Here is a 22,189-nt window from a genome sequence, read left to right on the forward strand (position 1 = left end):
TAATCAATTTAAAAAAATCAGATAAAATAAATTTAAAGAAATAAATAATTGGAAAACTCATTCATAGAGCAAGCAGAATATCTTCCAAAAGAAGATTTTATTACCTTATCTAGCAGCCATCCTAGAGAGGATTTTATTTTAACTAAATTAATGCAAAGTGGAGCTAAATTACTTACGGGACCTCGTGGATGCGGAAAAACAACCCTAATTTTAAAAGCATATAACAAATTACTTTCCGACAAAGTCGGTGCATTTGGAATCTATGTTAATTTTAAAACATCACTTAAATTAGAACCTATTTACAAATCAAACTCAAATGGTAGTTTTTGGTTTACGTATTGGATGTATTTAAAAATATATGAAGGTCTTTATCGAAGTATAATAGATCATAATAAAGATAAAATTGACTTAACAATAAAAGAAGAAGATATTAAATCAATTCTATTTCATTTAGAACTTGGTGAAATATCAAAGTTAACATCTACTCAAACTGATTTAAGTTTTTATGCTCTTGAGCAAGATATTGATAAAACATTAAGAGTACTTAAAAAAAACAGATGTATAATTTTGTTCGACGATGCCGCGCACGCATTTTCAATTGAGCAACAAAAAGATTTCTTTGAGCTATTTAGAAAAATTAAAAGTCGCTACATTTCTCCAAAAGCTGCTATTTATCCAGGTGTAACAAGTTTCTCTCCAACTTTTAATGTAGGTCATGATGCTGAAGAAGTTAATGCTTGGATTGACCCTGAAAATGAAAAATATTTAGATTTCATGGGTGAGCTATTACAAAAAAGATTACCTCAAGAAGTGTTCAAAGAGTTAGAAGAAAATATTAGTCTTCTTTATGCAATCTGTTATGCATCATTTGGCATACCTAGACAATTACTAAATATCGTCCGAAATCTATATTCGCAGAACGATGATTCTTCAATTACAACGTCAATAGATAGAAAAACTATTTTTAAGCAGATTAGAGATAGTTACAAAAGCACATTAAATGTTTTTATATCCTTAGAAAAAAAGATACCTACTTATGTAAACTATATTGAAGAAGGAAAAAATGTTTTTGAAAAAATAATTGGATTATTAAAAGAGTATAATAAGAATAAAGCCGTAGAAAGAAAGAGTATAACAGTAGCAATAAAACAAAGAACTCATCCAGATTTAAAAAAAATACTTGGTTTTTTTCAATATGCAGGGTTAGTAAGTTATAAAGGGCAACTTAGTAAAGGAGAAAAAGGGGTGTTTGATTTGTATTTAATAAATATTGGAGCACTTCTCGATTTTAATGCCATATTAGCAACGAAATCTATAAATTTGAATGACTTAAAAATTGCTCTTTCTGTTAGAAATGCTCATGAATACACTAGAACACAGTCAGAATATTTGCTTTCTAAAGGTCTAGATTCCATTAAATTAAACTTACCAGCATGTCAAAATTGTAAATCTGAAAGAATAAACGAGAATGCGAGATTTTGCCATAATTGTGGTGCATCGTTAATTACACCTTCTAATTACGAAAACCTAATAAATGAACCGATAGAAAGTTTGTCCCTAACTTTAAAAAGAGTAAAAAGTATTAAATCAAATTCTAATATTCGTAAGGTCAAGGATATTTTATTTGATATTGGAGGAACAGAATTACTTGAAGTTCCTCAAATTGGTAAGTATTGGGCAAATAAAATTTATTATATAGCTGAAGAATTTATATCATAATGGCAGATTGGAAAAATTGTATTTGTAAACAGCCAAGCACTGTTTCAATATCTAATATATCAAATTACGTCGATTTAATTAATGAAACACTATCTCCAATAGATAAGTTTTACAAAAGAAGAAACGAAATATTAGCGGTAACAACTCCCACGTTTTCTACTGCAAATCCAACCATAATGCCTCTTCTTTTAGTTGGCTTAATATCAATTGTTGAAAACTATTATCGAGATATTATATCCGAATTAATAAAAATTTGTCCTATTTCTAAGGAACTCAGCTCAGAAAAAACTATTAATTTGGCAACAATATGGTTTGGCTCAAGTAATTTAGAGAAAGGATCTTTAGAAAATACATCTTTTTCTGATTCTAAAAACATTAGCAAAAACCTTAAATCTATATTTGGTATAGATGTAGATGCATCAGCTAACCAAGTTAATGCTCCTTTAGTAGAATTTGGTAAATTATGTGAATTAAGACATGCAATTGTTCATAGCGGTGGCGAATTAAGTGGCAAAAATGCAATTAAATTACAATTGCCAAATTCCTCAAATTCAGTACAAGTTATATTAGATTACAGTGAAATGCAAGAAGCTGCCGAAATATGTACTTCATTAATTTGTGCATCCAACTTAGAACTTTTTAAATTGATGGGACATCGTTGGCTCCATAGATGGCCAAGCTCTCCAGCTTTTGCAGGAATAGACTTAAATCAAGTTTACAGTAAGTTATGGTCAGTCTTTTATTCAACTATAGACGATAGAACTGGGTTAATTGCTCAACCATTAACTAAAATTAAAGCACGTAATAACATAATATTAACCAGAGCAACGTAATTGTAATTCTTATTTTGAATTGAATTTATTTCATAAATAAACCTCGATTCCTAAAAATCGAGGTTTTTCCATTTTTATAAACCTTACTCCTCACTCAAATAAGGATTCAAAATCTCAGCCAATTCATTGAGCCAATAATAATTGTCTTCAAAATTGGTTAGTCCAATTTGAAGGGTTTCGTGTTGTCGCATTACGCCGAGAGCTAAAATGCAATTTACTTGTCTTAATATTTTAGCCATATCTTCGGGATCTATAATATGGTTAAAAAAATCAATCAGCCTTGTTTCGGCTTCTTTGGAAAGGGTGTTTCACTATGAGAACGAAATAAAACACACAGGTTTAAAATTAGCTATGCATTATTTTTACGAATACTCAAGTTTGTAGCTAAATTTTTATATTTTTGCTCTAAAAGATAAAACGTTTGTTTTAGTATCGATTCCATTCATACTATAATGAATTTGTATTATTTTTAATTGATCATAAATGAGTAATTCCAAACTTACTCTGAGAATAAATGAAATGACGACAATTGAACTTTTATATCAAACGTTAAATGAACGCAGGCGACCAGAAGACATTGCAGAAATGATCTTCGAATTAACAAAAGATAGTTTGACAAACAATGAAAAGCTTCTTTTAGAAAAAGCATCAAAAGGTTCGTTATCAAAAAACATTTACGGTTATACCTCAATGCTTCAGACTTTTGCAGAAGCCAAAGGAGCAACAAAACAAATTGAAAAGGCTTTAGAAATCTTTCAACTCAATCCCGACACTAAATTTGATTACAATAATCAAAAAGATATAGAAGAATTTATTGCCCTTGTTTCTCCTATTATCAATAAAAGTATAGGAAAAAACGATTTTAAGGCTGATAGACTTAATAAATCGCAGAGAATAGAAAACGGAATTGATTTATCTAAACGCAATTACAATAAAAAGTGGCGACTGCTTAAACGAATAGAAAATAAATTATTAAAATTTATTACGGAAAGTAAAAAAGTTGAATTTCAAAAGATTGCAAAACACGGCTTAGTTCATACTCTGGATTTTACAAATTTCTCCTCAGATATAAATACTGCCTCTTTTATAGCATATTATAATGCTCGATGCAATCTTAGAAGTGTTTTTACAAATGAAAGTCAGATTAGATCTTTTGATGAAATAAGTGAAATGCTATTAAACAAATGCAATAGAAAAGATATACAATTACCAAACCCGACCAATTGGTGGGCAATAGCACACATTTATACAAGTCAAGAAGTATTATCTCATTTAACAGATCAGGAGAAAGGGTTACTTTTGGGCAAATGGACAACTATACTACAAGAAATTGCTGCATTTTTAGATCAAATTTGGAATGAAAATGATATCAATAGAGAAACGATGGTTGTAAAAAGAGGTAATGACTCTACAACTTGGAATAATACAGCAGGGGCATGGAATAAAGCAAGAGACAATTGGATGAACTTAATCTATTCATTAGGATTAGATTATATTCTGGAAGAAATTTGTTTTGGTAAAACATTACGACTTATGGCTGCTGATGTAGTTGCCTGGCACTTTTCGACAAACGGAAAACTTGATCCCAATACTGAAGTATGGAATAAATTACCTTTGCCTTGGGAAATTTTTCAAAATAAAGTAAATTGCAACAAAGATTTGGTTATTAAGTATTGTGTACAAGCAGGCCTTGATCCAGAAAAATCAGGCTGGATAGCTGCTAGAACACATGGAGTGGCAGAATTTACTCCAACGCCAGAGCTTGTTCATGGCGTTACAATTTCTAATCCATTTTTAGCAACAGTTTTAAAAAGACATCGATTTTTTTCAGGAAAAAAATAATACTTTTTATTCCTTAAATTAAATAAAACAGATAGGTTAGTTCAGTGGTAGAACATTCGGCTCTTTACCGAATAGACGTAGGTTCGAGCCCTACACCTATCTCAAATTTCTGATATAGCTCAGAGGTAGAGCATTCGGCTCTTGGACCGAATGGACACAGGTTCGAGCCCTGTTATCAGAACAAAAACCTCGATCCCAAAAATCGAGGTTTTTCAATTTTATAAACCTTACTCCTCACTCAAATAAGGATTCAAAATCTCCGCCAATTCATTGAGCCAATAATAATTGTCTTCAAAATTTAAAAGTCCGATTTGGAGAGTTTCGTGTTGTCGCGTTACGCCGAGAGCTAAAATGCAGTTTACTTGTCTTAAGATTTTAGCCATATCTTCTGGATCGATTATATGGTTAAAAAAATCAATCAGCCTTGTTTCGGCTTCTTTGGAAAGGGTGTTTTTTGTACTCATAATGTCGTAGTATTAGGAATATAAAAACCCTTGCATTTTAGTGTTCCTAACGCCTACGACAGCGTTTACGGTCGTTTCCGATACCGTACACATAATACAAGGGCAAATCTTGTTCTAATTTAAAGTCGAAATTATAGGAACTTCAAATGTAAGAAAAATTTTTAAAAAGAAAGATTTTTCTTTCAATACTATTTCTATATTTATCAACTTTACAATATACCAAATGTATAAAATCGTTATTAGAAATAATCATTTTTAAAATTATATGAATTACCTCGAGAAAGTCCCAGCGGGACGAAATATTTATAGAAAACAATTTTTCCCATTTTAAAAGAACCCCAGCGGGGTGAAATCTTATTTACCGTATGTCGCTCCGCTGGAGCTTTGGTAAGGCACGTGTTATAAATCTATAAATATTTCATTCCTCCGGAATTTTCTTTACAGATTTAAAAACCACATTTAATTAAAAGAATCAATTGCCTCCAGCTTTAGTTGGAGGTATAAATAAAGTTAGAAAAGGCTTTACCCAAAATACGCATTTGGCTAAAGCCTTATTACTATTGAATCTTTTAATCCCTAGTTAAAACTAGGGGCTATTCAATAAAAAAATGCAAGACCAAAATTGATCTTGCATTTTTTGTAACTTCATAAATGTAAAAAACTACACTGTCTGACGTTCGTGTTTTCCTTCTTTAATTTCTTCTACCATTTTTTTATTAAAAGCTGGCAAATCATTTGGGTTTCGGCTTGTTACTAATCCATTGTCTACGACTACTTCTGAGTCTTCCCATTGTGCTCCGGCATTTTTCAAATCGTTTTTAACAGAAAAGAACGAAGTTACTTTTCGACCTTCTAAAACATCTGCATCTACCAGAATTTGAGGTCCATGACAAATAGCCGCTACTGGCTTTTTACTTTCAAAAAAAGAACGTACAAATTTTACTGCTGCTTCTTCTCTTCTTAATAAATCGGGGTTTATAACTCCTCCCGGAAGAACCAAAGCATCGTAATCGGCTTCATTTGCCTGATCTAATACCACATCGACATTATATTCTGTGCTCCAATTACCGTCTTTCCAAGATTTAATAGTTCCTGATTTCAAACTTACAATATCTGCATTCCAACCTTGCTCTTCCAGATAGGCTTTAGGAGATGCTAATTCTGATTCTTCAAACCCGTCTGTTGCTAATATGGCTATATTCTTTTTCATAATTTTAAATATTTAAAATGTTATTAATTTTGATTTACCTAAAATTACTTATTTGAAACAGCCAGAGAAAGCGGACAGTGTTAAACCTTTCTTTAATAAAAGTTAATTAATTGAAATTCAGATTTTTATTAAAAATTAAACTGAAATTATATAAAATCTATGCCATTATACTTCACTATTTTATAGGATGACAACTTAGAGAACGATTAAAAATCATATTAAGGGAGTTACCTCAAATCCTTTTTAATAACCAAATATTTTAAATCGGTAGTTCCAACATTTTTGATTCCGTGTTCCATATTTGAGGGGCAGTAAAAACTCGTGTTCGGACCTGCGATTTTGGTTTTTCCGTCGAGGTAGAATTCGGCTGTGCCTTCGATGATATAGAAAAATTCTTCTTCTACATGATGATGTGGTGCGTGGGTAGATTTGCCAGGTTCGACAATGCTCATTTTGAGTGTGTTTTCCTGAGTGAAGTTTTTATCTCCAAACCAATATTGATAACCTACTTTGGTTTTTGTGGCTTTGTCTAATTCGAAATGATTGACACAGTTCTCGATTGTGTATTGCGGTTGTGCGGTTTCTTTTTTTGTTTCCTGAGAAAAGGTCTGCTGGAAAAATAAAACAGCAATTGTGGTTTTTAGGATGGTTAGTGGCTTCATTTTTTTTATTGTAATGTTACGAAAAAAATTAATACAGGTGGTGTTGCTCAGTCCCACAAAAGAAACCATTACTATTTTATTAAAAGTCCCAGCGGGACGAAATATTTATAGAAACAATTAATTACATTTTGATAGAGCCCCAGTGGGGCGAAATATTCTCTGTTGATTTCGATAATTGTTATATCGCTCTGCTGGAGCTTTTGTAACCGCTATTTAACAATCTATAAATATTTCATTCCTCTGAAATTTTGCCTCCGAGAAAATCATTAGTGGTAAAATTTGAAAAAGTTCTAATGAAAAAGATACGTTCTCGTCTAGCCCCGATCGAAATGGTATCTTTTTGTGGTATCGTTTCTTTAACGAGACTACAAAAAATATAATGGAGAGCGGGACAAATGGTCTTAAAAACTAAAAAATGTCTGCTCCTTAAAATAATCAGCCAGACAAAAACTGAATAAAATAAAGGCTTTCCGAAGTTTTTTAAATCAATCTATGACACGATAAGAAAATATTATGATAAAAATATTTCATAATTAGAAAAACCGCCATACATTTGCCTAACAGTGTTAAACAATTTAATACTCGAATATAATGGCTAGTAAAGATCGAATTTTAAGACAAAAAGAAGAGACAAGGAACAACATCCTTGGGGCTGCTTATGACATCGTGAAAGACGAAGGCTGGAATGGTTTGAGTATGCGTAAAATTGCCGACAGGATCGAATATACTGCTCCTATTATTTATGAATATTTTTCGAATAAGGAAGCAATACTAGAAGAACTGACTGGCAAAGGTTTTATGAAACTGGCGAAAGAGTTACAAACTGCTAAAGCCAAATTTGAAAAACCCGAAGATCAATTAGAAGCCATGTGGATGACTTACTGGGACTTCGCTTTTACTAATACTGAAATGTATCAGTTAATGTTTGGTGTTCAAATGACCTGCTGCGCACAGCGATGTTCGGCTCAGGAAGCACCTTACAAATTGTTCACCGGAGTTATTGCTGAAATCATGAAGGACAGCAACCCTAGTGAAGATATCATCAAACAAAAATATTTTACTTTCTTTTCTGTTATTCATGGTTTAATCGCCATCAACATCATTAATAAAAGTGATATTTTAGAAACAATAAATGCTCAGATTTTGAAAGATGCCATTGGTGGTATCATCAAGTCTATACAATAAAAAAATTTTCAATTTTACTTAACGGTGTAAAATGATTTAAACAGGATAATATTAAATCCTTTTTTTTATAACATTCGCTTAACACTGTTAGAAAATTTAATAAAGGTAGTAAAAGCTCTTTTTTTAGACTCTTACTTAACAATGTTAGATAATTTAATACCGATTTAGAATAGAATTGGAAAGGGCTTGCTGTATAGAAATTTGTGCACTTTTACTTAACAACGTTAGATAATTTAATTCAATTAAATATGAATCCCGAGAATGCCAGAATACCAAAGAATTTAATCCGAGAAAATGTTCAACCAATTAAAACCACTATGAAAATGAAAAATGTAATTATAACCAGTTTTATTCTGGCCCTAGTATTAAGCAGCTGTGGCGACAAAAATCAGGCGCCTACTGCTCCGCCTCCACCGGTTTTACCTGTGCTGGCTATTACAAGTGCAAACACTACAACTGACGCTGAATATCCTGCTGCAATACAAGGAACTGTTGATGTTGAAATTCGCCCGCAAGTAAGCGGAAACCTTGACAGAATTTTTGTTGACGAAGGTGCTTATGTAAGCAAAGGACAAACTTTATTTAAAATAAACGAACGTCCGTTTCGTGAGCAGTTAAACAATGCTTTGGCAAGTCTACACGCTGCAGAAGCGGCTTTAATCAACGCTAATTTAGAAGTTGATAAACTTACTCCGCTGGTTCAAAACAAAGTAGTTTCTGACTATCAGTTGAAAACAGCTAAAGCTTCTCAAAAAATTGCTGCTGCGAATATCGAGCAGGCAAAAGCAATGGTTGGTTCTGCTAAAATTAATTTAGGATACACAAATGTGACAGCTCCAGTTAGTGGTTACATAGGAAGACTGCCTAAAAAACAAGGAAGTTTAGTATCAGCTTCTGATGTTGAACCTTTAACGACTTTATCAGACGTTCATGAAGTTTTTGCTTATTTCTCTTTGAGCGAAACAGATTTCATCAACTTTAAATCACAATACGCAGGAAGTTCACTTGGTGATAAAATTAAAAAACTACCTCCAGTTACTTTGATTTTGGCTGATAACAACGCTTATCCTCAAACCGGAAAAATCGATATGGTTGACGGTCAGTTTGATAAAACTACTGGAGCCATCACTATTAGAGCAACTTTCCCAAATACAAACGGAACGTTACGTTCTGGAAACACAGGAAGAATTCGTTTAGGGTTACAACACGACGATGCGATTTTAGTGCCGCAAGCCGCTACGATTGAAATGCAGGATAAAGTATTTGTTTTCACCGTAGGCAAAGACAACAAAGTAACCAAAATGCCAATTACAGTTGTGGGTAAAAACGGTACTAATTATTTAATTAAAGATGGTGTAAAAACGGGTGATCAAATCGTAATGAGCGGTATTGATAAACTTCAGGACGGACAGGCTATTCAACCTGAAAAAGCTGCAAAAGTTGCCCAAGTAACTAATAAAAAATAATTCTAAAAGACAATGTTCAAAATATTTATACAAAGACCTGTACTGGCAACCGTAATTTCCATTTTATTGGTAATTCTGGGGGTATTGGGTTTAACTAAACTGCCTTTACAACAGTTTCCTGATATTGCGCCTCCATCGGTTTTGGTAACGGCGGTATATCCTGGAGCCAACGCAGAAACGGTTTTACGTTCTGTGGCACCTTCTATCGAAGAATCAATAAATGGTGTAGAAAACATGACTTATATGAGTTCTACAGCCAGTAACGACGGTACTTTAGCGATTACGGTTTTCTTTAAACTAGGTACAGATGCCGATCAGGCTGCGGTAAACGTACAAAACAGAGTTGCTCAGGCAACGAGCCAGCTTCCTGCCGAGGTTGTACAGCAAGGTATTGTTACTGCGAAGCAGCAAAACAGTTTCATCATGGCAATTGGTATGTACACTGAAGATGAATCAAAATACGATCAGACTTTTGTGGCCAACTATGCTCAGATTAACATTATTCCGGAACTAAAACGTATTCCGGGTGTGGGTTCTGCCAGTATTTTTGGTGGTGTAAAAGATTATTCTATGCGTGTTTGGTTGAATCCAACGCAAATGTCGACTTACAAAGTTACGCCTAGCGAAGTTATGGGAGCAATTCAGGACAAAAGTTTGGAAGCGGCTCCAGGGAAATTTGGAGAGCGAAGCAAAGAGGTTTTTGAATACGTTATTAAATACAAAGGAAAATTAACCAAACCAGAAGATTATGAAAATATTGCTATACGTTCTAATGCAGATGGCTCAGTACTTCGCTTAAAAGATGTAGCGAGAGTTGAACTTGGTGCTTACTCTTACAACAGTTTAACTCGTTTAAATGGTAAAAAAGGAATTGTAATTGGGGTTATTCAGTTAGCAGGTTCTAACTCGAATGATATTCAGATTGCTATTAACAAAATGATGGAAAAGGCTTCTAAAGATTTTCCAAAAGGCATTAAACACAATATTTTCTATAGTACAAAAGTATCTCTTGACCAATCTATCGAACAGGTTGAGCATACGTTAATAGAAGCTTTTATACTGGTGTTTATTGTGGTATTTATCTTCTTGCAAGATTTTAGATCAACATTAATCCCGGCTATTGCTGTACCTGTAGCAATTTTAGGAACGTTCTTCTTCATGCAGTTATTCGGATTTTCGATCAACCTTTTAACGCTTTTCGCATTAATTCTGGCGATTGGTATTGTGGTCGATGATGCCATTGTGGTAGTCGAAGCGGTGCATGCGAAAATGGAGCACAAACGTTTGTCTCCAAAAATCGCAACCCATGAAGCAATGCACGAAATAACGGGTGCTATTATCTCGATTACGCTGGTAATGGCTGCTGTATTCCTGCCGGTTGGTTTTATGGAAGGCTCAACAGGAGTTTTCTATCGTCAGTTTGCCTTTACGATGGCAATCGCAATTGTAATTTCGGCTGTTAATGCCTTAACATTGAGTCCGGCGCTTGCTGCTTTATTCTTAAAGGATAATCATGGATCTCACGATCATGGCGCGCCTTATGAGAAAAAAGGATTTAAAGAAAAATTCTTTACCGCTTTCAACAGCAGTTTTGAATCGTTGACAAACCGTTACGTTGGAGGATTGAAATTCTTAATCAGAAGAAAATGGTTGAGCTTAGGCGGATTAGCTTTAATTACTGTTGCAACAGTAATTATGGTGAAAACAACTCCAGCAGGATTTATCCCAACAGAAGATCAAGGATTTATTGCAATTGCAGTAAATACGCCATCTGGAACATCATTGGACGGAACTCAAAAAGTAATGACCGATGCTGAAAATACTTTAAGAGGTTTAGATGCTTCTCGATTTGTAACCGCGATTTCAGGTTTCAACTTATTGACGAATTCAACAAGTCCATCTTCTGCAGTAGTTTTCGTATTACTTAAGCCAAATGAAGAACGCGGTGATGTAAAAAACATTGACGAAATCATGAATCAGGTTCGTGGTAAACTGGGCGCTATTTCTGGCGGAAGTTTCTTCGTATTCAGTTTCCCAACTGTTCCTGGATTTAGTAATGTTGAAGCTTTAGATTTGGTTCTTCAAGATAAAACGGGAGGAAAACTGGATAAATTCTCTGGAATCTCTCAAAATTTTATCGGCGAATTAATGAAACGTCCGGAAATTGCAGTTGCCTTTACCTCTTTCAAAGCAGATTATCCGCAATTACAATTGGAAGTTAATGACGAAAAAGCAAATCAGTTAGGCGTTAATGTAAAAGACATTTTACAAACGATGCAGGCTTACTTTGGTAGCGCACAGGCTTCTGATTTCAACCGATTTGGTAAATATTACCGTGTGGTTGTTCAGGCCGATATCGAAGACCGAGCTGATCCAACAGCCATTGACAGAGTTTTTGTCAAAAACAAAACAGGCGAAATGGTGCCAATAAATACTTTAGTAAAACTAACCCGTATTTATGGTTCTGAAACCGCTTCTAGATATAATTTATTTAATTCAATTTCGATTAATGCGATTCCGAAACCTGGATTTAGTTCCGGAGATGCCATTAAAGCAATTGAAGAAGTAGCAGCACAACAATTACCTGCAGGTTACGGGTTTGAATTCTCGGGCCAGACTCGTGAGGAGATTTCTTCTGGAGGGCAGTCTGCAACTATATTCTTACTGTGTTTGATATTCATTTATTTCCTACTTGCTGCACAGTATGAAAGTTACATTTTGCCTTTGGCTGTAATCTTGTCAATCCCTGCAGGTATTTTTGGAGTATTCGTAGCGATTGGTTTAACTGGAATCGAAAACAACATTTACGTACAAGTTGCCCTAGTCATGCTGATCGGACTTCTTGCTAAAAATGCCATTTTGATTGTCGAGTTTGCCGTTCAAAAACGAAAATCGGGACAAGCGTTAGTCAGAGCTTCAATCGATGCAGCAAAATTACGTTTGCGACCAATTATCATGACGTCTCTTGCTTTTGTAGTAGGTTTAGTGCCAATGATGAGTGCCAAAGGTCCATCTGCACAAGGTAACCACTCCATCAGTATCGGGGCAGCTGGGGGGATGCTTTCAGGAGTAATTCTAGGTTTGTTTATCATTCCAGTGCTCTTCATCATCTTCCAGCATTTACAAGAAAAGGTTTCTGGAAAACCAGTTGCCGTAATTCATAATGAAGAAAAATAAATATGGAAAACTATATAACAACAGCTTTAGTAGCCATTATCATTGGCATCGCTTATATATCGTACAGAATCTCAAAGGATCTTGAGACCAGAAAAGATACTTGTACAGAAATCTAATAATAAAACAATGGAAAATCATATAACCAAAATCGTGACCTTCGCCATTCTGATCACGACCTTAATATCCTGTAAAGTTTCGAAGGATATTGAAACTCCAAAAGATGCATTTCCTGAGAATTTCAGGAATGCATCGGTTTCGAGTGATACAACCAGTATTGCCGATTTGGAGTGGAAAAATTTCTTTACAGAAAAAGATATTATCAAACTAATCGACAGTGCCGTTGCGAGAAACAACGATTTGCAGATTGCCGAAAAGAACATCGAAATTGCACAATACAGATTCACACAATCAAAATGGGGAAATGTACCTCAGGTTAATTTATTTGTAAATGCAAGCACAAGCAATCCGTCTGATAACAGTTTTACAGGATTGAATTTAAACCAAGCAATTGGAGCTAAACATATTGATGATTATTCTGCTGGAGCTTCACTTTCTTGGGAAGCTGATATTTGGGGAAAGATCAGAAACCAAAAGAAAGGTGCTTACGCAGGATATCTTCAATCTGAAGAAGTAAAAAAAGCTTTGCAGACTAATATCGTAGCTAATGTTTCAAGAGGATATTACAATCTATTGATGCTGGATGCACAATTGGAAATTGCCAGGCAAAATCTAAAATTAAACGATAGTACAACGAATATTATCAAATTAAAATACGATGCAGGTCAGGTAACCACTTTAGCAATTCAACAATCTGAAGCACAGAAATTAAACTCAGCGCAATTGATTCCGTTATTGGAACAAAACATTGCAATTCAGGAAAATGCTTTGAGTGTTTTAACAGGTTCTTTTCCGAATTCAAAAGAAAGAACAATTCGTTTAAGCTCAATTGATGTAAAACACAATACAGCAATCGGGATTCCATCTTCATTAGTAAGCAGAAGACCTGATGTAAAAAGTGCCGAATTGGCTCTGAAAGTTGCCAACGCAAACGTAGGAATCACAAAAGCCGATTTATATCCAGCTTTGAGAATCACCGCTCAAGGCGGATTAAACTCTTTCGAAACCAGCAATTGGTTCAACATTCCGGCTTCTTTATTCGGAACGGTTGCGGGAGGTTTAACACAACCGCTTTTGAACAATAAAAGAGTAAGAACGCAATATAATATCGCTGTCGCGGAAAGAGAAAAAGCAGTTTTAAATTTCAGACAATCGGTTTTGGTTGCTGTAAGTGAAGTTTCGGATGCTTTGGTGAAAGTAGAGAAATTACAACAGCAGGAAACTTTCTTAAAAGAAAAAGTAAAAACATTACAGCTGGCCATTAAAAATGCCAACCTATTATTCAAAAATGGTATGGCAGAATATCTGGAAGTTTTAACTGCGCAGGCAAATCTTTTGCAAAGCGAACTGGAACTTGCTGATATCAAAAGACAACAGCTTACAGCTAATACAGATTTGTACCGCGCTCTGGGCGGAGGCTGGAAATAATACCTGTTACATTACCCGTTAATTATTTATTTTTTGAGATGAAAACGCTGTGAGACCTTTGGGTTTCACGGCGTTTTTTAGTTTTTTTAATTTGGCGCTAAGGCGCTAAGGCACGAAGTTTTTTTTTTTAAGCCTCTCGCTGATTTTATTTTATCTCATTTTATGTCATTGCGAGGAACGAAGCAACCACACTAGAATTAGTGATTCAGCAAATGAGTTTGCTTCCTTGAAATGACAAATCTGACTCAAAATTTAGCTATTTTTGGTAAGCTTAAAAATTATATAATGATTTCTAACCACCAGATATACCTCAATAACTTAAAACAAACCATTGAAAGCTACTATCCTCTTTCTGAAAACTCATGGCAATTGATTGAGGGCATTGCAGCATTTCAAACCCTTAAAAAAGGAGAAACGTTATTGCAAAACGGAGAAATCGCTAAAAATCTTCATTTTATTGCAAAAGGTGTTTTACGAGCTTTTATCACAGACCAGCAGGGAAATTTCTATAACAAAAATCTCTTTCTTGAAAATTATTTTGCAGGTTCTAAGGTTTCATTAATGCTGCAATCACCTTCAAATTTTACAATTGAAGCTTTGGAAGACAGCATTATCATCAATCTTAATTATAAAAAATACATCTCGTTAATTAATAAAAACGATGATCTCAAAAACTTTTATATCGCTCATTTAGAGAAAAACTGGATTATAGATAAAGAGCAAAGAGAAGTCGCTTTGGTCATGCAAAACGCAACCGAGCGATATGTCAATCTTTTACAAAAACATCCAAGTATTGCAGATCGGGTTCCGTTGTTGCATATTGCATCGCATTTAGGTATTACGCCAACACAGTTAAGCCGAATTAGAAAAAGTCTGGAAAAAGATTTGTAAATCAACATATGTAAAGGCTTTTCTAAAAGACTGATTTTATCTTTGCTCTATAATTCAAACTTGTTATTACAATGACCAATAGAAACCTTATCAAAGACAATATTGACAATCTTACAGCACTTTGGAGAACTGTTGCCACTCCTCTCCTTTCCTATCATAAATTCGATCCTTTTGAATTCAGCCAAATAAAAAACTCAGGCTGGCCTAACCGCTTATGGCTTCGTGAAGATATTAAAGAAGAAAATCTTCCGCAGATTATGGAAATTATGGAAAAAAATCCAGGATTAGTTATTCCGTATTGGGATATTTTTGGAAGTAACTCCAGTGAATTTTTTGAAAATAAAGGATTTAAAATCCGAATTCAATTGATGGCTATGGCCTTAAAACTGGATAAAAAATTCACACTTCAAAATAAGTTGAATTTTAAAAGAGTTCTAAATGAAGAAGATGCCAAAACTTGGTCTGATATTTATCCATTATCTTTTAGCTATGTAATCAGTAAAGAAACGCTGGTGCATAACTACGAAAATATAAAGTTTTATCTGGTTCATTTTGAAGAAAAACCAATTGGAACACTGACCCTTTTTCAAACTGGAAATGTAATGGGAATTCATGGCGTCGGAGTAATTCCAGAAATGCGTAAAAAGGGTTTTGCAGAAGAAATTATGAAATTTGCCCTCAACGAAGCAATTGATGCCGGCTGTGAATATGCACAACTACAAGCTTCAGCTTTAGGAAAAGGAATTTATACAAGATTAGGTTTTGAAGATTTGTTTTTGATTACTAACTACCAACTGACGTAAATTTTAAAATCAAAAATTCCAAATTTCTCATTTTCTGTCATTGCGTTTAAAAGTCTAAAATCTATCCCGAGGCTTCGGGACTAAAATCTAAAATCAACAATGTCCCAAATGCCCCTAAAATAGTCGCAAATGCGTATTCGTTAAAAAGTAAAACATTATTAGATTTGTAATACATTAACTAATAACCTTTTAAAACAATACCCAATGAAAAAAGCAAAAATTATTTTTTGGATTACGACTATTATTATTTTTCTATTTGAAGGTGTTATGCCCGCTTTATTTTCACAAAGCCAGGAAGCTAAAGAAGGAATCAGACATTTAGGTTACCCTGAATATTTTGGAGTTGCCTTGGTAATTTTTAAAATTCTAGGTGTTTTGGCTTTGGTAATTCCACAAGTACCTAAAAATGTAAAAGAATGGGCTTATGCAGGATTTGGTTTCGATTTTATCTTTGCTTCTATCAGTCATTTTGCGGTTGACGGAATAAATTTTCAAAGTTTTTTTCCATTGATCTTCTTAGTGATTCTGGCGATTTCTTATACCTATTACCATAAAATAGAGCGATACAAAAATATCGCGCTGTAAATTCAAAACTTTATGATTGAAGTTTTTAAAACAAATGTTCAAGAAGAATCTCAATGTAAAATTATTATTGAGAAACTTCTTGAACACTATCCTAACAGCGCTATTAATTTTGACCTTGAAGACTGCGATAAAATTTTACGAATTCATGCTGCGGGAATTTCAAATAATATAATAATTGAGCTTCTGAATGCACATGGTTTTCATTGTGAGGTTCTTTTATAAAAACATAATTTATTGATTTACAAATAGTAAAATAAAAATCGTAATTTTAGAATACTAATTTTAAAATATCGAAAATGAATATTCCGGCAGAACATCAAACCATAATGCCTTATTTAATTTTACAAGGCGCAGCAAAATTTATCGATTTTACAAAAGTTGTTTTTGGAGCATCTGAAACTAACACAAAATCAATCCGCGCAGACGGAAGTATAATGCATGCTGAAGTTACCCTTAACGGAAGCACCATTATGATTACGGATGAAATTACGGATTGGGCAAAACAAACTTCACACCTATTTGTTTATGTTCCCAATGCCGATGAAACCTATAAAAAAGCTATAGAAAACGGAGCTGTTTCTTTAATGGAGTTAAGCGACCAAGATTATGGCAGAACCTGCGGTGTTACAGATCCGTTTGGAAATGTGTGGTGGATTACCTCTGTAAATAATTAAAGCAGAAAACCGAAATTCAAAATACTGATTATTAGAATTTTAATATTTTTTATCGTATATTTGAAGTACTATCATTCCCCTAATCCTATAAATTTAATTCAACAAAATGTACTGGCAGGTTTTCTTAAAACCCATCGGTTCACAGCTGTTATTGATGTAATTCTAAAATTAAAATAAGATGAAAAGCGGTATCCAAAATACTATTATAGAAACTTACAGTGAATTGAATGATACTATTGCTTCTTTTTCGGAGGAAGAAATTAATATTGTACCATTTGAAGGAAGCTGGACGGCCGGCCAAACTGCACAGCATATTATTTTAGCTTGTGCTGATATTCCAAAGCTGTTTGCTGGAAAAACAGAGAAAACAAATCGTGAGGCTGATGAAAACGTTAAAAATCTGGATGCGGTTTTTTTAGATTTTAATACCAAATATCAATCTCCCGAAAATATAAAACCTGCTGAAATTGATTATGATAAAAGCAAATTATTGGCTTCATTAAATAAAATACAAAAAGATTTATTTGAAGCTGCTGAAACCTATGATTTAACGCTGACGTGTCTTGATGCCAAAATACCAGGTTTTGAAAATTTCACTATTTACGAATGGATTTATTTTGCAATTGTTCATACACAAAGACATACACATCAATTGAAATTGATTTATGAAAATATCAAAAAATAATAAATAGTTAAACCAAAATTTATTTTTATGAGATCAAAAGTTAAGACCATTGTTTCTTCTGGTTTAGTAGCTGGCACATTAGATATTACTGCAGCTATTTTAATTTATGCCGTGATCCTTCATAAAACAACAGCCGAAAAAATCCTGCAGTCTATCGCAAGCGGTGTTTTTAAAAAAGAAGCTTATACAGCTGGAACAGAAATGACTTTTGCGGGTTTAGGTTTACATTTCTTAATCACTTTTATATTTGCCTGGTTTTATTTTAAGATCTTTCCGTACATTCCTTTTTTCAAAATAAACACCCTTTTATCTGGAGTTTCGTATGGCTTCTTTATCTGGGTTGTAATGAATCTTATTGTACTTCCAATTGTTTTTCCTGTTTTACCAGAAAAGAAATTAGACTTTGCTCTCCTATTGTCAATTTTAATCGTAATTTGCTGCGTAGGGATACCAATAGCTTTCATAACGCAGAAATATTATGCTAAATGGTATTAGAAAAAAGGTTCAAAGGTTTAAGGTTCAGAGTGGCAGAGGTTGAATTTAGCTGCTTTATACTTTTTACATTTTTGATTTCTGAAAATAATCTCAAATGGTCTAAAAACAAAAAAGTAATTCAAGTTCCGTAGAACCCGAATTACTTATATGTTAAAAAAAATATCTTCTTAAAAGTGCTTAAACCTTTGTTCTACCTGTAATTAGTGAAATAATAAATAACACTATAAAGATAAAGAACAAAACTTTTGCAATACCTGCAGCTCCAGCGGCAATACCACCAAAACCAAAAATTCCGGCTATAATAGCAAGAATTATAAAAATGACTGTCCAGCGTAACATAATTTTAGATTTTTTAGTTCGTAAATACGACTATTCAATAGTCTGTTTTGTTTGTTATTCAAATTTATTTTATTCCTACAAATCTTGTTAACTCAAAACGCTTTTTAAATTAACTCAATAAACTAAAAAACAAGTATTTACCGCAGGTTTTCATTATTATTTTTTAGTCTTACAGAATTACCATGTTTACGCTTTTGAGTTAATTTTTTAATGGATTGGATTAATCGCTGCTCCTATCCCAAGGTAATTTTATCAAAAATAATTACAGTAATGGAAGAAGCTAAAAAGCATGGTGTTCTTTTAGAAAAAACAGAAAGAAATTTTGAAGAATTGGGTGTTTTAAATCCAGCCATTTATCAAGATGGAAATACTGTTCACATGTTTTACAGAGCTGCCAAAAAAGGAAATTTCTCCACTATAGGTTATTGTCGTTTTGAAGGACCGACAACTTTAGTAGAAAGACGTTCAAATCCGATTTTTCTTCCAGAGTATATTTATGAAATTCATGGAGTTGAAGACCCAAGAATTACTAAAATAGATGACCTGTATTATATGACTTATGTCACGTATGACGGATTAAATGCCTGCGGTGCCTTTGCTGTTTCTAAAGATTTAGTAAAGTTTAAAAAGAAAGGAATAATTACACCGCGATTTATTTTAAATGAATTTACTAATCTAATTAGAAACCATTTACAAAATCCGAGTATTGCAAAGATATTAGCTTTTAATACCGAAAGAAACTATCCGCTTACGGAGACCATGAAAGAGCATTTATACGTGTGGGATAAAAATGTGGTTCTTTTTCCGAAAAAAATTAATGGAAAATTTGTCGCATTGCACAGGCTCTTCCCGTCTATTCAGATTGTTACGTTTGAAAAAAAATCTGAGCTTACTGAAGACTTTTGGAAAAATTATTTAAAAGATCTTCCGAGTCATATTGTAATGGAACCCAAGTTTGACCATGAAACAAGTCATATTGGACCAGGAGCTCCGCCGATCGAAACAGCAGACGGCTGGCTTTTAATTTATCATGCTGCTGAAAGAAGAGAAAAAGGATTGGTTTATCATGCCTGTGCCGTTTTACTGGACTTAGAAAATCCAGCTAAAGTAATCGGCAGACTGCCAAAACCAATTATTACTCCTTCTGAATATTACGAAAGACATGGTTATGTAAATTATGTAGTTTTCCCGACTGGAACTGCAATTTTTGATGACCGATTATATATTTATTATGGCGCTGCCGATGACAAAATTGCGGTGGCATCTTTGAACCTTAACGAGTTATTAACCGAACTAAAAATGAATTCTCATGAAAACAATATCAAATAAATCAAAAATAGTTTTTCTATCTACTTTTCCGCCAACACAATGCGGCATAGCAACTTATACTCAAGATACAATTAAAGGAATCACCGATGTATACGGTAAATCTATCACATGCGAAATATGTGAGCTTGTGGATACACCAAAAGAAAAACCAACACAGGCATTTACCTTAAACACAAAAAACAGAGAAGAGTACGCAAAAGTAGCAGAAGAAATCAATCAGGATGGAGCTGTAAAATTAGTTCACATTCAACATGAGTTTGGTTTGTTTTCAGGAAATTACGGAGATCATCTATTAGATTTTTTAAATGTAATTAAAGTACCTGTGACATACACTTTCCATAGTGTAATACCAAACCCAAACAACGAATTAAAAACTTTTGTAAAACTGTTATTGAGTTACAGCAATTCGGTTTTTGTAATGACTAACAAATCAAAAGAAATACTAATTAAAGACTATGACATCAATGAAGAAATAATTACTTGCGTACCTCATGGAACTCATATCGTAGTTTATGAAGCTCCTCAAAATGCAAAGGAAAAATTAAACATTGGAGATCGTATCGTATTATCAACTTTTGGACTTTTAGGCGAAGGAAAAAATATCGAAACTGGATTGCAGGCACTTCCAAAAATTGTTGAGAAAGCACCAAATGCATTGTATTTAATTATTGGAAAAACACATCCAAATTTAATTAAAGATGGTGTAGACACTTATAGAGAAAAATTAGAGTCAATTGTAGAAGAATTAAATCTGCAGAATAATGTACGTTTTATAAACAAATATTTAGACACTGATGAACTTTTAGAATACCTAAAAGCTACAGATATTTATATGTTTACATCTAAAGATCCAAATCAGGCTGTAAGCGGTACTTTTGCTTATGCAATGAGCTGTGCGTGTCCTATAGTGGCTTCTAAAATTCCTCATACAAAAGAAGTATTAACTCCAGATTCAGGAATATTAGTAGATATCGGAGATGTAGATCAGTTTGCAGATGCGGCAATTAAATTAATCGCTGATGAAAACTTAAGAAATGAAATGGGTATAAACTCGTTTACAAAAATGCGTGCTTCTTCTTGGGAAAATGCTGCCATTACCCACATGAATACATATAAAAACTTAATGGAAAATTCTTCAGAGATTAAATACAGTTATCCGGAAATTCAACTAAGACATATTAAAAGATTAACTACCGAACTTGGTATTATTCAATTTAGTAAAATTTCAATTCCAGATTTAGATTCTGGATATACATTAGACGATAACGCAAGAGCATTGATTGCTTTCTGTATGCATTACAAACTGACTCAAGACAAAGATGATTTAGCTTATATCCTAATCTACTTAGATTTTATCCAGCGTTGTCAAAAACCAAAAGGTGATTTCATCAATTACGTAGATCAGGAAAATCGTGAACATGTTGAACAAAATGCCGAAGTTAACTTAGAAGATTCAAATGCAAGAGCAATCTGGGCATTAGGAACTGTGGTTTCGCTTTCAGATATTCTTCCAGAAGCTATTACTAAAAAAGCAACTAGATGTTTATTGAATTCATTAAAATGGACTGAAACTATTCAATCGCCACGTTCTATTGGTTTTGCAACAAAAGGTTTGTACTTGTATCACTCAACAATTCCTAATTTATATGTAGCGGCAATTATTAATAAATTGAATGCAAAACTGCTTAAAAATTACGAAGATACAGCTACAGAAGACTGGAAATGGTTTGAAAATTATTTAACATACGGAAATGGTGTTTTACCAGAATCAATGCTGTATGCTTACTTAATTACTAATAAGCCAATTTACAAAAAGGTTGCTTTAGATTCTTTAGATTTCTTGATTTCTAAAACATTCGTAAATGGTGATTTTAAAGCAATTTCTAATAGAAGCTGGCACCATAAAGGTTCAGAACCACAACAATATGGAGAACAGCCAATAGATGTTACTTACACGATACAGACTTTAAATGCTTTTTATGATGCATTTAAAACTCCAGAATATAAAAAGAAAATGAGAATTGCATTTAATTGGTTCTTAGGTAAAAACCACTTGAATCAAATTATGTACAACCCAGTAAGCGGCGGTGGTTATGACGGACTTGAAAAAGAAAATGTAAACTTAAATCAAGGCGCAGAATCTACAGTATGTTTTTTAACAGCAAGATTATTAATGGAAAAATTAGCTCAGACACAGTCTAAAGTTATTCCGTTAATGAAATCCCGTACTGGAATCGCAATTAATTCATAAAAATAAGGTAGAAGCTAACCAAATACTTCTCTTT

The 22,189-nt window shown here is 33.5% G+C and carries 21 protein-coding genes and 2 tRNA genes; 18 read left to right on the plus strand and 5 right to left on the minus strand.

The window, feature by feature from the left end:
• The first annotated feature begins 48 nt into the window (after nucleotides 1–48).
• Both QE431_RS13025 and QE431_RS13030 read left to right on the plus strand, forming a co-directional pair.
• A complete protein-coding gene (locus QE431_RS13025; protein ID WP_307296557.1) occupies nucleotides 49–1,719 on the plus strand; it encodes a hypothetical protein in 1,671 nt (556 codons plus the stop codon).
• Nucleotides 1,719–2,552, plus strand: coding sequence for a hypothetical protein (locus tag QE431_RS13030; RefSeq protein WP_307296559.1), 834 nt, complete (start codon nucleotides 1,719–1,721; stop codon nucleotides 2,550–2,552). Before QE431_RS13025 ends, QE431_RS13030 begins: the two co-directional genes overlap by 1 nt.
• Before the next feature lie 83 nt (nucleotides 2,553–2,635).
• Here the strand turns inward: QE431_RS13030 and QE431_RS13035 are convergent, their stop codons facing one another.
• Nucleotides 2,636–2,830: a hypothetical protein gene (locus QE431_RS13035; RefSeq protein ID WP_307300549.1), complete on the minus strand. Its 195-nt coding sequence runs from the start codon at nucleotides 2,828–2,830 to the stop codon at nucleotides 2,636–2,638.
• A gap of 205 nt (nucleotides 2,831–3,035) precedes the next feature.
• Here QE431_RS13035 and QE431_RS13040 point away from each other — a divergent pair, with 205 nt between their 5' ends.
• The 3 genes from QE431_RS13040 to QE431_RS13050 all read left to right on the plus strand — a co-directional run bounded on the left by QE431_RS13040 (nucleotide 3,036) and on the right by QE431_RS13050 (nucleotide 4,575).
• A complete protein-coding gene (locus tag QE431_RS13040) occupies nucleotides 3,036–4,394 on the plus strand; it encodes a hypothetical protein (protein WP_307296561.1) in 1,359 nt (452 codons plus the stop codon).
• Nucleotides 4,395–4,424: 30 nt separating this feature from the next.
• Nucleotides 4,425–4,496: transfer RNA gene (locus tag QE431_RS13045), tRNA-Lys, on the plus strand.
• Nucleotides 4,497–4,502: 6 nt separating this feature from the next.
• Nucleotides 4,503–4,575 (plus strand) — tRNA-Lys (locus QE431_RS13050).
• A gap of 46 nt (nucleotides 4,576–4,621) precedes the next feature.
• Here the strand turns inward: QE431_RS13050 and QE431_RS13055 are convergent.
• From QE431_RS13055 to QE431_RS13065, 3 genes are all read right to left on the minus strand, one after another.
• A complete protein-coding gene (locus QE431_RS13055; RefSeq protein ID WP_307296562.1) occupies nucleotides 4,622–4,858 on the minus strand; it encodes a hypothetical protein in 237 nt (78 codons plus the stop codon).
• Between the two features lie 661 nt (nucleotides 4,859–5,519).
• Nucleotides 5,520–6,068, minus strand: a complete 549-nt coding sequence (locus QE431_RS13060) for a type 1 glutamine amidotransferase domain-containing protein (RefSeq protein WP_307296564.1) — start codon at nucleotides 6,066–6,068, stop codon at nucleotides 5,520–5,522.
• Between the two features lie 227 nt (nucleotides 6,069–6,295).
• Nucleotides 6,296–6,730, minus strand: coding sequence for a cupin domain-containing protein (locus tag QE431_RS13065; protein ID WP_307296566.1), 435 nt, complete (start codon nucleotides 6,728–6,730; stop codon nucleotides 6,296–6,298).
• 591 nt (nucleotides 6,731–7,321) lie between these two features.
• On the opposite strand from QE431_RS13065, the gene QE431_RS13070 reads away from it, so the two are divergent.
• From QE431_RS13070 to QE431_RS13120, 11 genes are all read left to right on the plus strand, one after another.
• Nucleotides 7,322–7,915, plus strand: a complete 594-nt coding sequence (locus QE431_RS13070; protein WP_057116220.1) for a TetR/AcrR family transcriptional regulator — start codon at nucleotides 7,322–7,324, stop codon at nucleotides 7,913–7,915.
• Between the two features lie 248 nt (nucleotides 7,916–8,163).
• A complete protein-coding gene (locus QE431_RS13075; RefSeq protein ID WP_281865956.1) occupies nucleotides 8,164–9,381 on the plus strand; it encodes an efflux RND transporter periplasmic adaptor subunit in 1,218 nt (405 codons plus the stop codon).
• A gap of 12 nt (nucleotides 9,382–9,393) precedes the next feature.
• A complete protein-coding gene (locus QE431_RS13080; RefSeq protein WP_307296573.1) occupies nucleotides 9,394–12,558 on the plus strand; it encodes an efflux RND transporter permease subunit in 3,165 nt (1,054 codons plus the stop codon).
• A 126-nt stretch (nucleotides 12,559–12,684) separates the two neighbouring features.
• Complete coding sequence (locus QE431_RS13085) at nucleotides 12,685–14,103, plus strand: TolC family protein (protein WP_307296575.1); 1,419 nt, start codon at nucleotides 12,685–12,687, stop codon at nucleotides 14,101–14,103.
• 285 nt (nucleotides 14,104–14,388) lie between these two features.
• Nucleotides 14,389–14,994, plus strand: a complete 606-nt coding sequence (locus QE431_RS13090; protein ID WP_307296578.1) for a Crp/Fnr family transcriptional regulator — start codon at nucleotides 14,389–14,391, stop codon at nucleotides 14,992–14,994.
• Nucleotides 14,995–15,065: 71 nt separating this feature from the next.
• The gene (locus QE431_RS13095; protein ID WP_307296581.1) at nucleotides 15,066–15,797 is read left to right on the plus strand and encodes a GNAT family N-acetyltransferase; all 732 of its coding nucleotides are present in this window, start codon (nucleotides 15,066–15,068) and stop codon (nucleotides 15,795–15,797) included.
• Nucleotides 15,798–16,001: 204 nt separating this feature from the next.
• A complete protein-coding gene (locus tag QE431_RS13100) occupies nucleotides 16,002–16,382 on the plus strand; it encodes a DoxX family protein (protein ID WP_307296584.1) in 381 nt (126 codons plus the stop codon).
• 12 nt (nucleotides 16,383–16,394) lie between these two features.
• The gene (locus tag QE431_RS13105; protein ID WP_057116226.1) at nucleotides 16,395–16,604 is read left to right on the plus strand and encodes a hypothetical protein; all 210 of its coding nucleotides are present in this window, start codon (nucleotides 16,395–16,397) and stop codon (nucleotides 16,602–16,604) included.
• A gap of 74 nt (nucleotides 16,605–16,678) precedes the next feature.
• The gene (locus QE431_RS13110) at nucleotides 16,679–17,056 is read left to right on the plus strand and encodes a VOC family protein (protein ID WP_057116227.1); all 378 of its coding nucleotides are present in this window, start codon (nucleotides 16,679–16,681) and stop codon (nucleotides 17,054–17,056) included.
• A 178-nt stretch (nucleotides 17,057–17,234) separates the two neighbouring features.
• Nucleotides 17,235–17,741: a DinB family protein gene (locus tag QE431_RS13115; RefSeq protein WP_307296587.1), complete on the plus strand. Its 507-nt coding sequence runs from the start codon at nucleotides 17,235–17,237 to the stop codon at nucleotides 17,739–17,741.
• Between the two features lie 27 nt (nucleotides 17,742–17,768).
• Complete coding sequence (locus tag QE431_RS13120; RefSeq protein ID WP_307296590.1) at nucleotides 17,769–18,236, plus strand: DUF1440 domain-containing protein; 468 nt, start codon at nucleotides 17,769–17,771, stop codon at nucleotides 18,234–18,236.
• A 177-nt stretch (nucleotides 18,237–18,413) separates the two neighbouring features.
• On the opposite strand, the gene QE431_RS13125 is transcribed toward QE431_RS13120, so the two are convergent.
• Nucleotides 18,414–18,575, minus strand: a complete 162-nt coding sequence (locus QE431_RS13125) for a DUF1328 family protein (RefSeq protein WP_082586767.1) — start codon at nucleotides 18,573–18,575, stop codon at nucleotides 18,414–18,416.
• Nucleotides 18,576–18,845: 270 nt separating this feature from the next.
• Between QE431_RS13125 and QE431_RS13130 the strand changes: the two genes are divergently transcribed.
• Both QE431_RS13130 and QE431_RS13135 read left to right on the plus strand, forming a co-directional pair.
• On the plus strand, nucleotides 18,846–19,904 hold the full coding sequence (locus QE431_RS13130; RefSeq protein ID WP_281865962.1) for a pesticidal protein Cry7Aa: 1,059 nt from the start codon (nucleotides 18,846–18,848) through the stop codon (nucleotides 19,902–19,904).
• Nucleotides 19,885–22,155: a glycosyltransferase gene (locus tag QE431_RS13135; RefSeq protein WP_057116230.1), complete on the plus strand. Its 2,271-nt coding sequence runs from the start codon at nucleotides 19,885–19,887 to the stop codon at nucleotides 22,153–22,155. Before QE431_RS13130 ends, QE431_RS13135 begins: the two co-directional genes overlap by 20 nt.
• Nucleotides 22,156–22,189 lie beyond the last annotated feature (34 nt).

The organism is Flavobacterium sp. SORGH_AS_0622, from assembly GCF_030818825.1.
In the GTDB taxonomy this organism is placed as follows: domain Bacteria; phylum Bacteroidota; class Bacteroidia; order Flavobacteriales; family Flavobacteriaceae; genus Flavobacterium.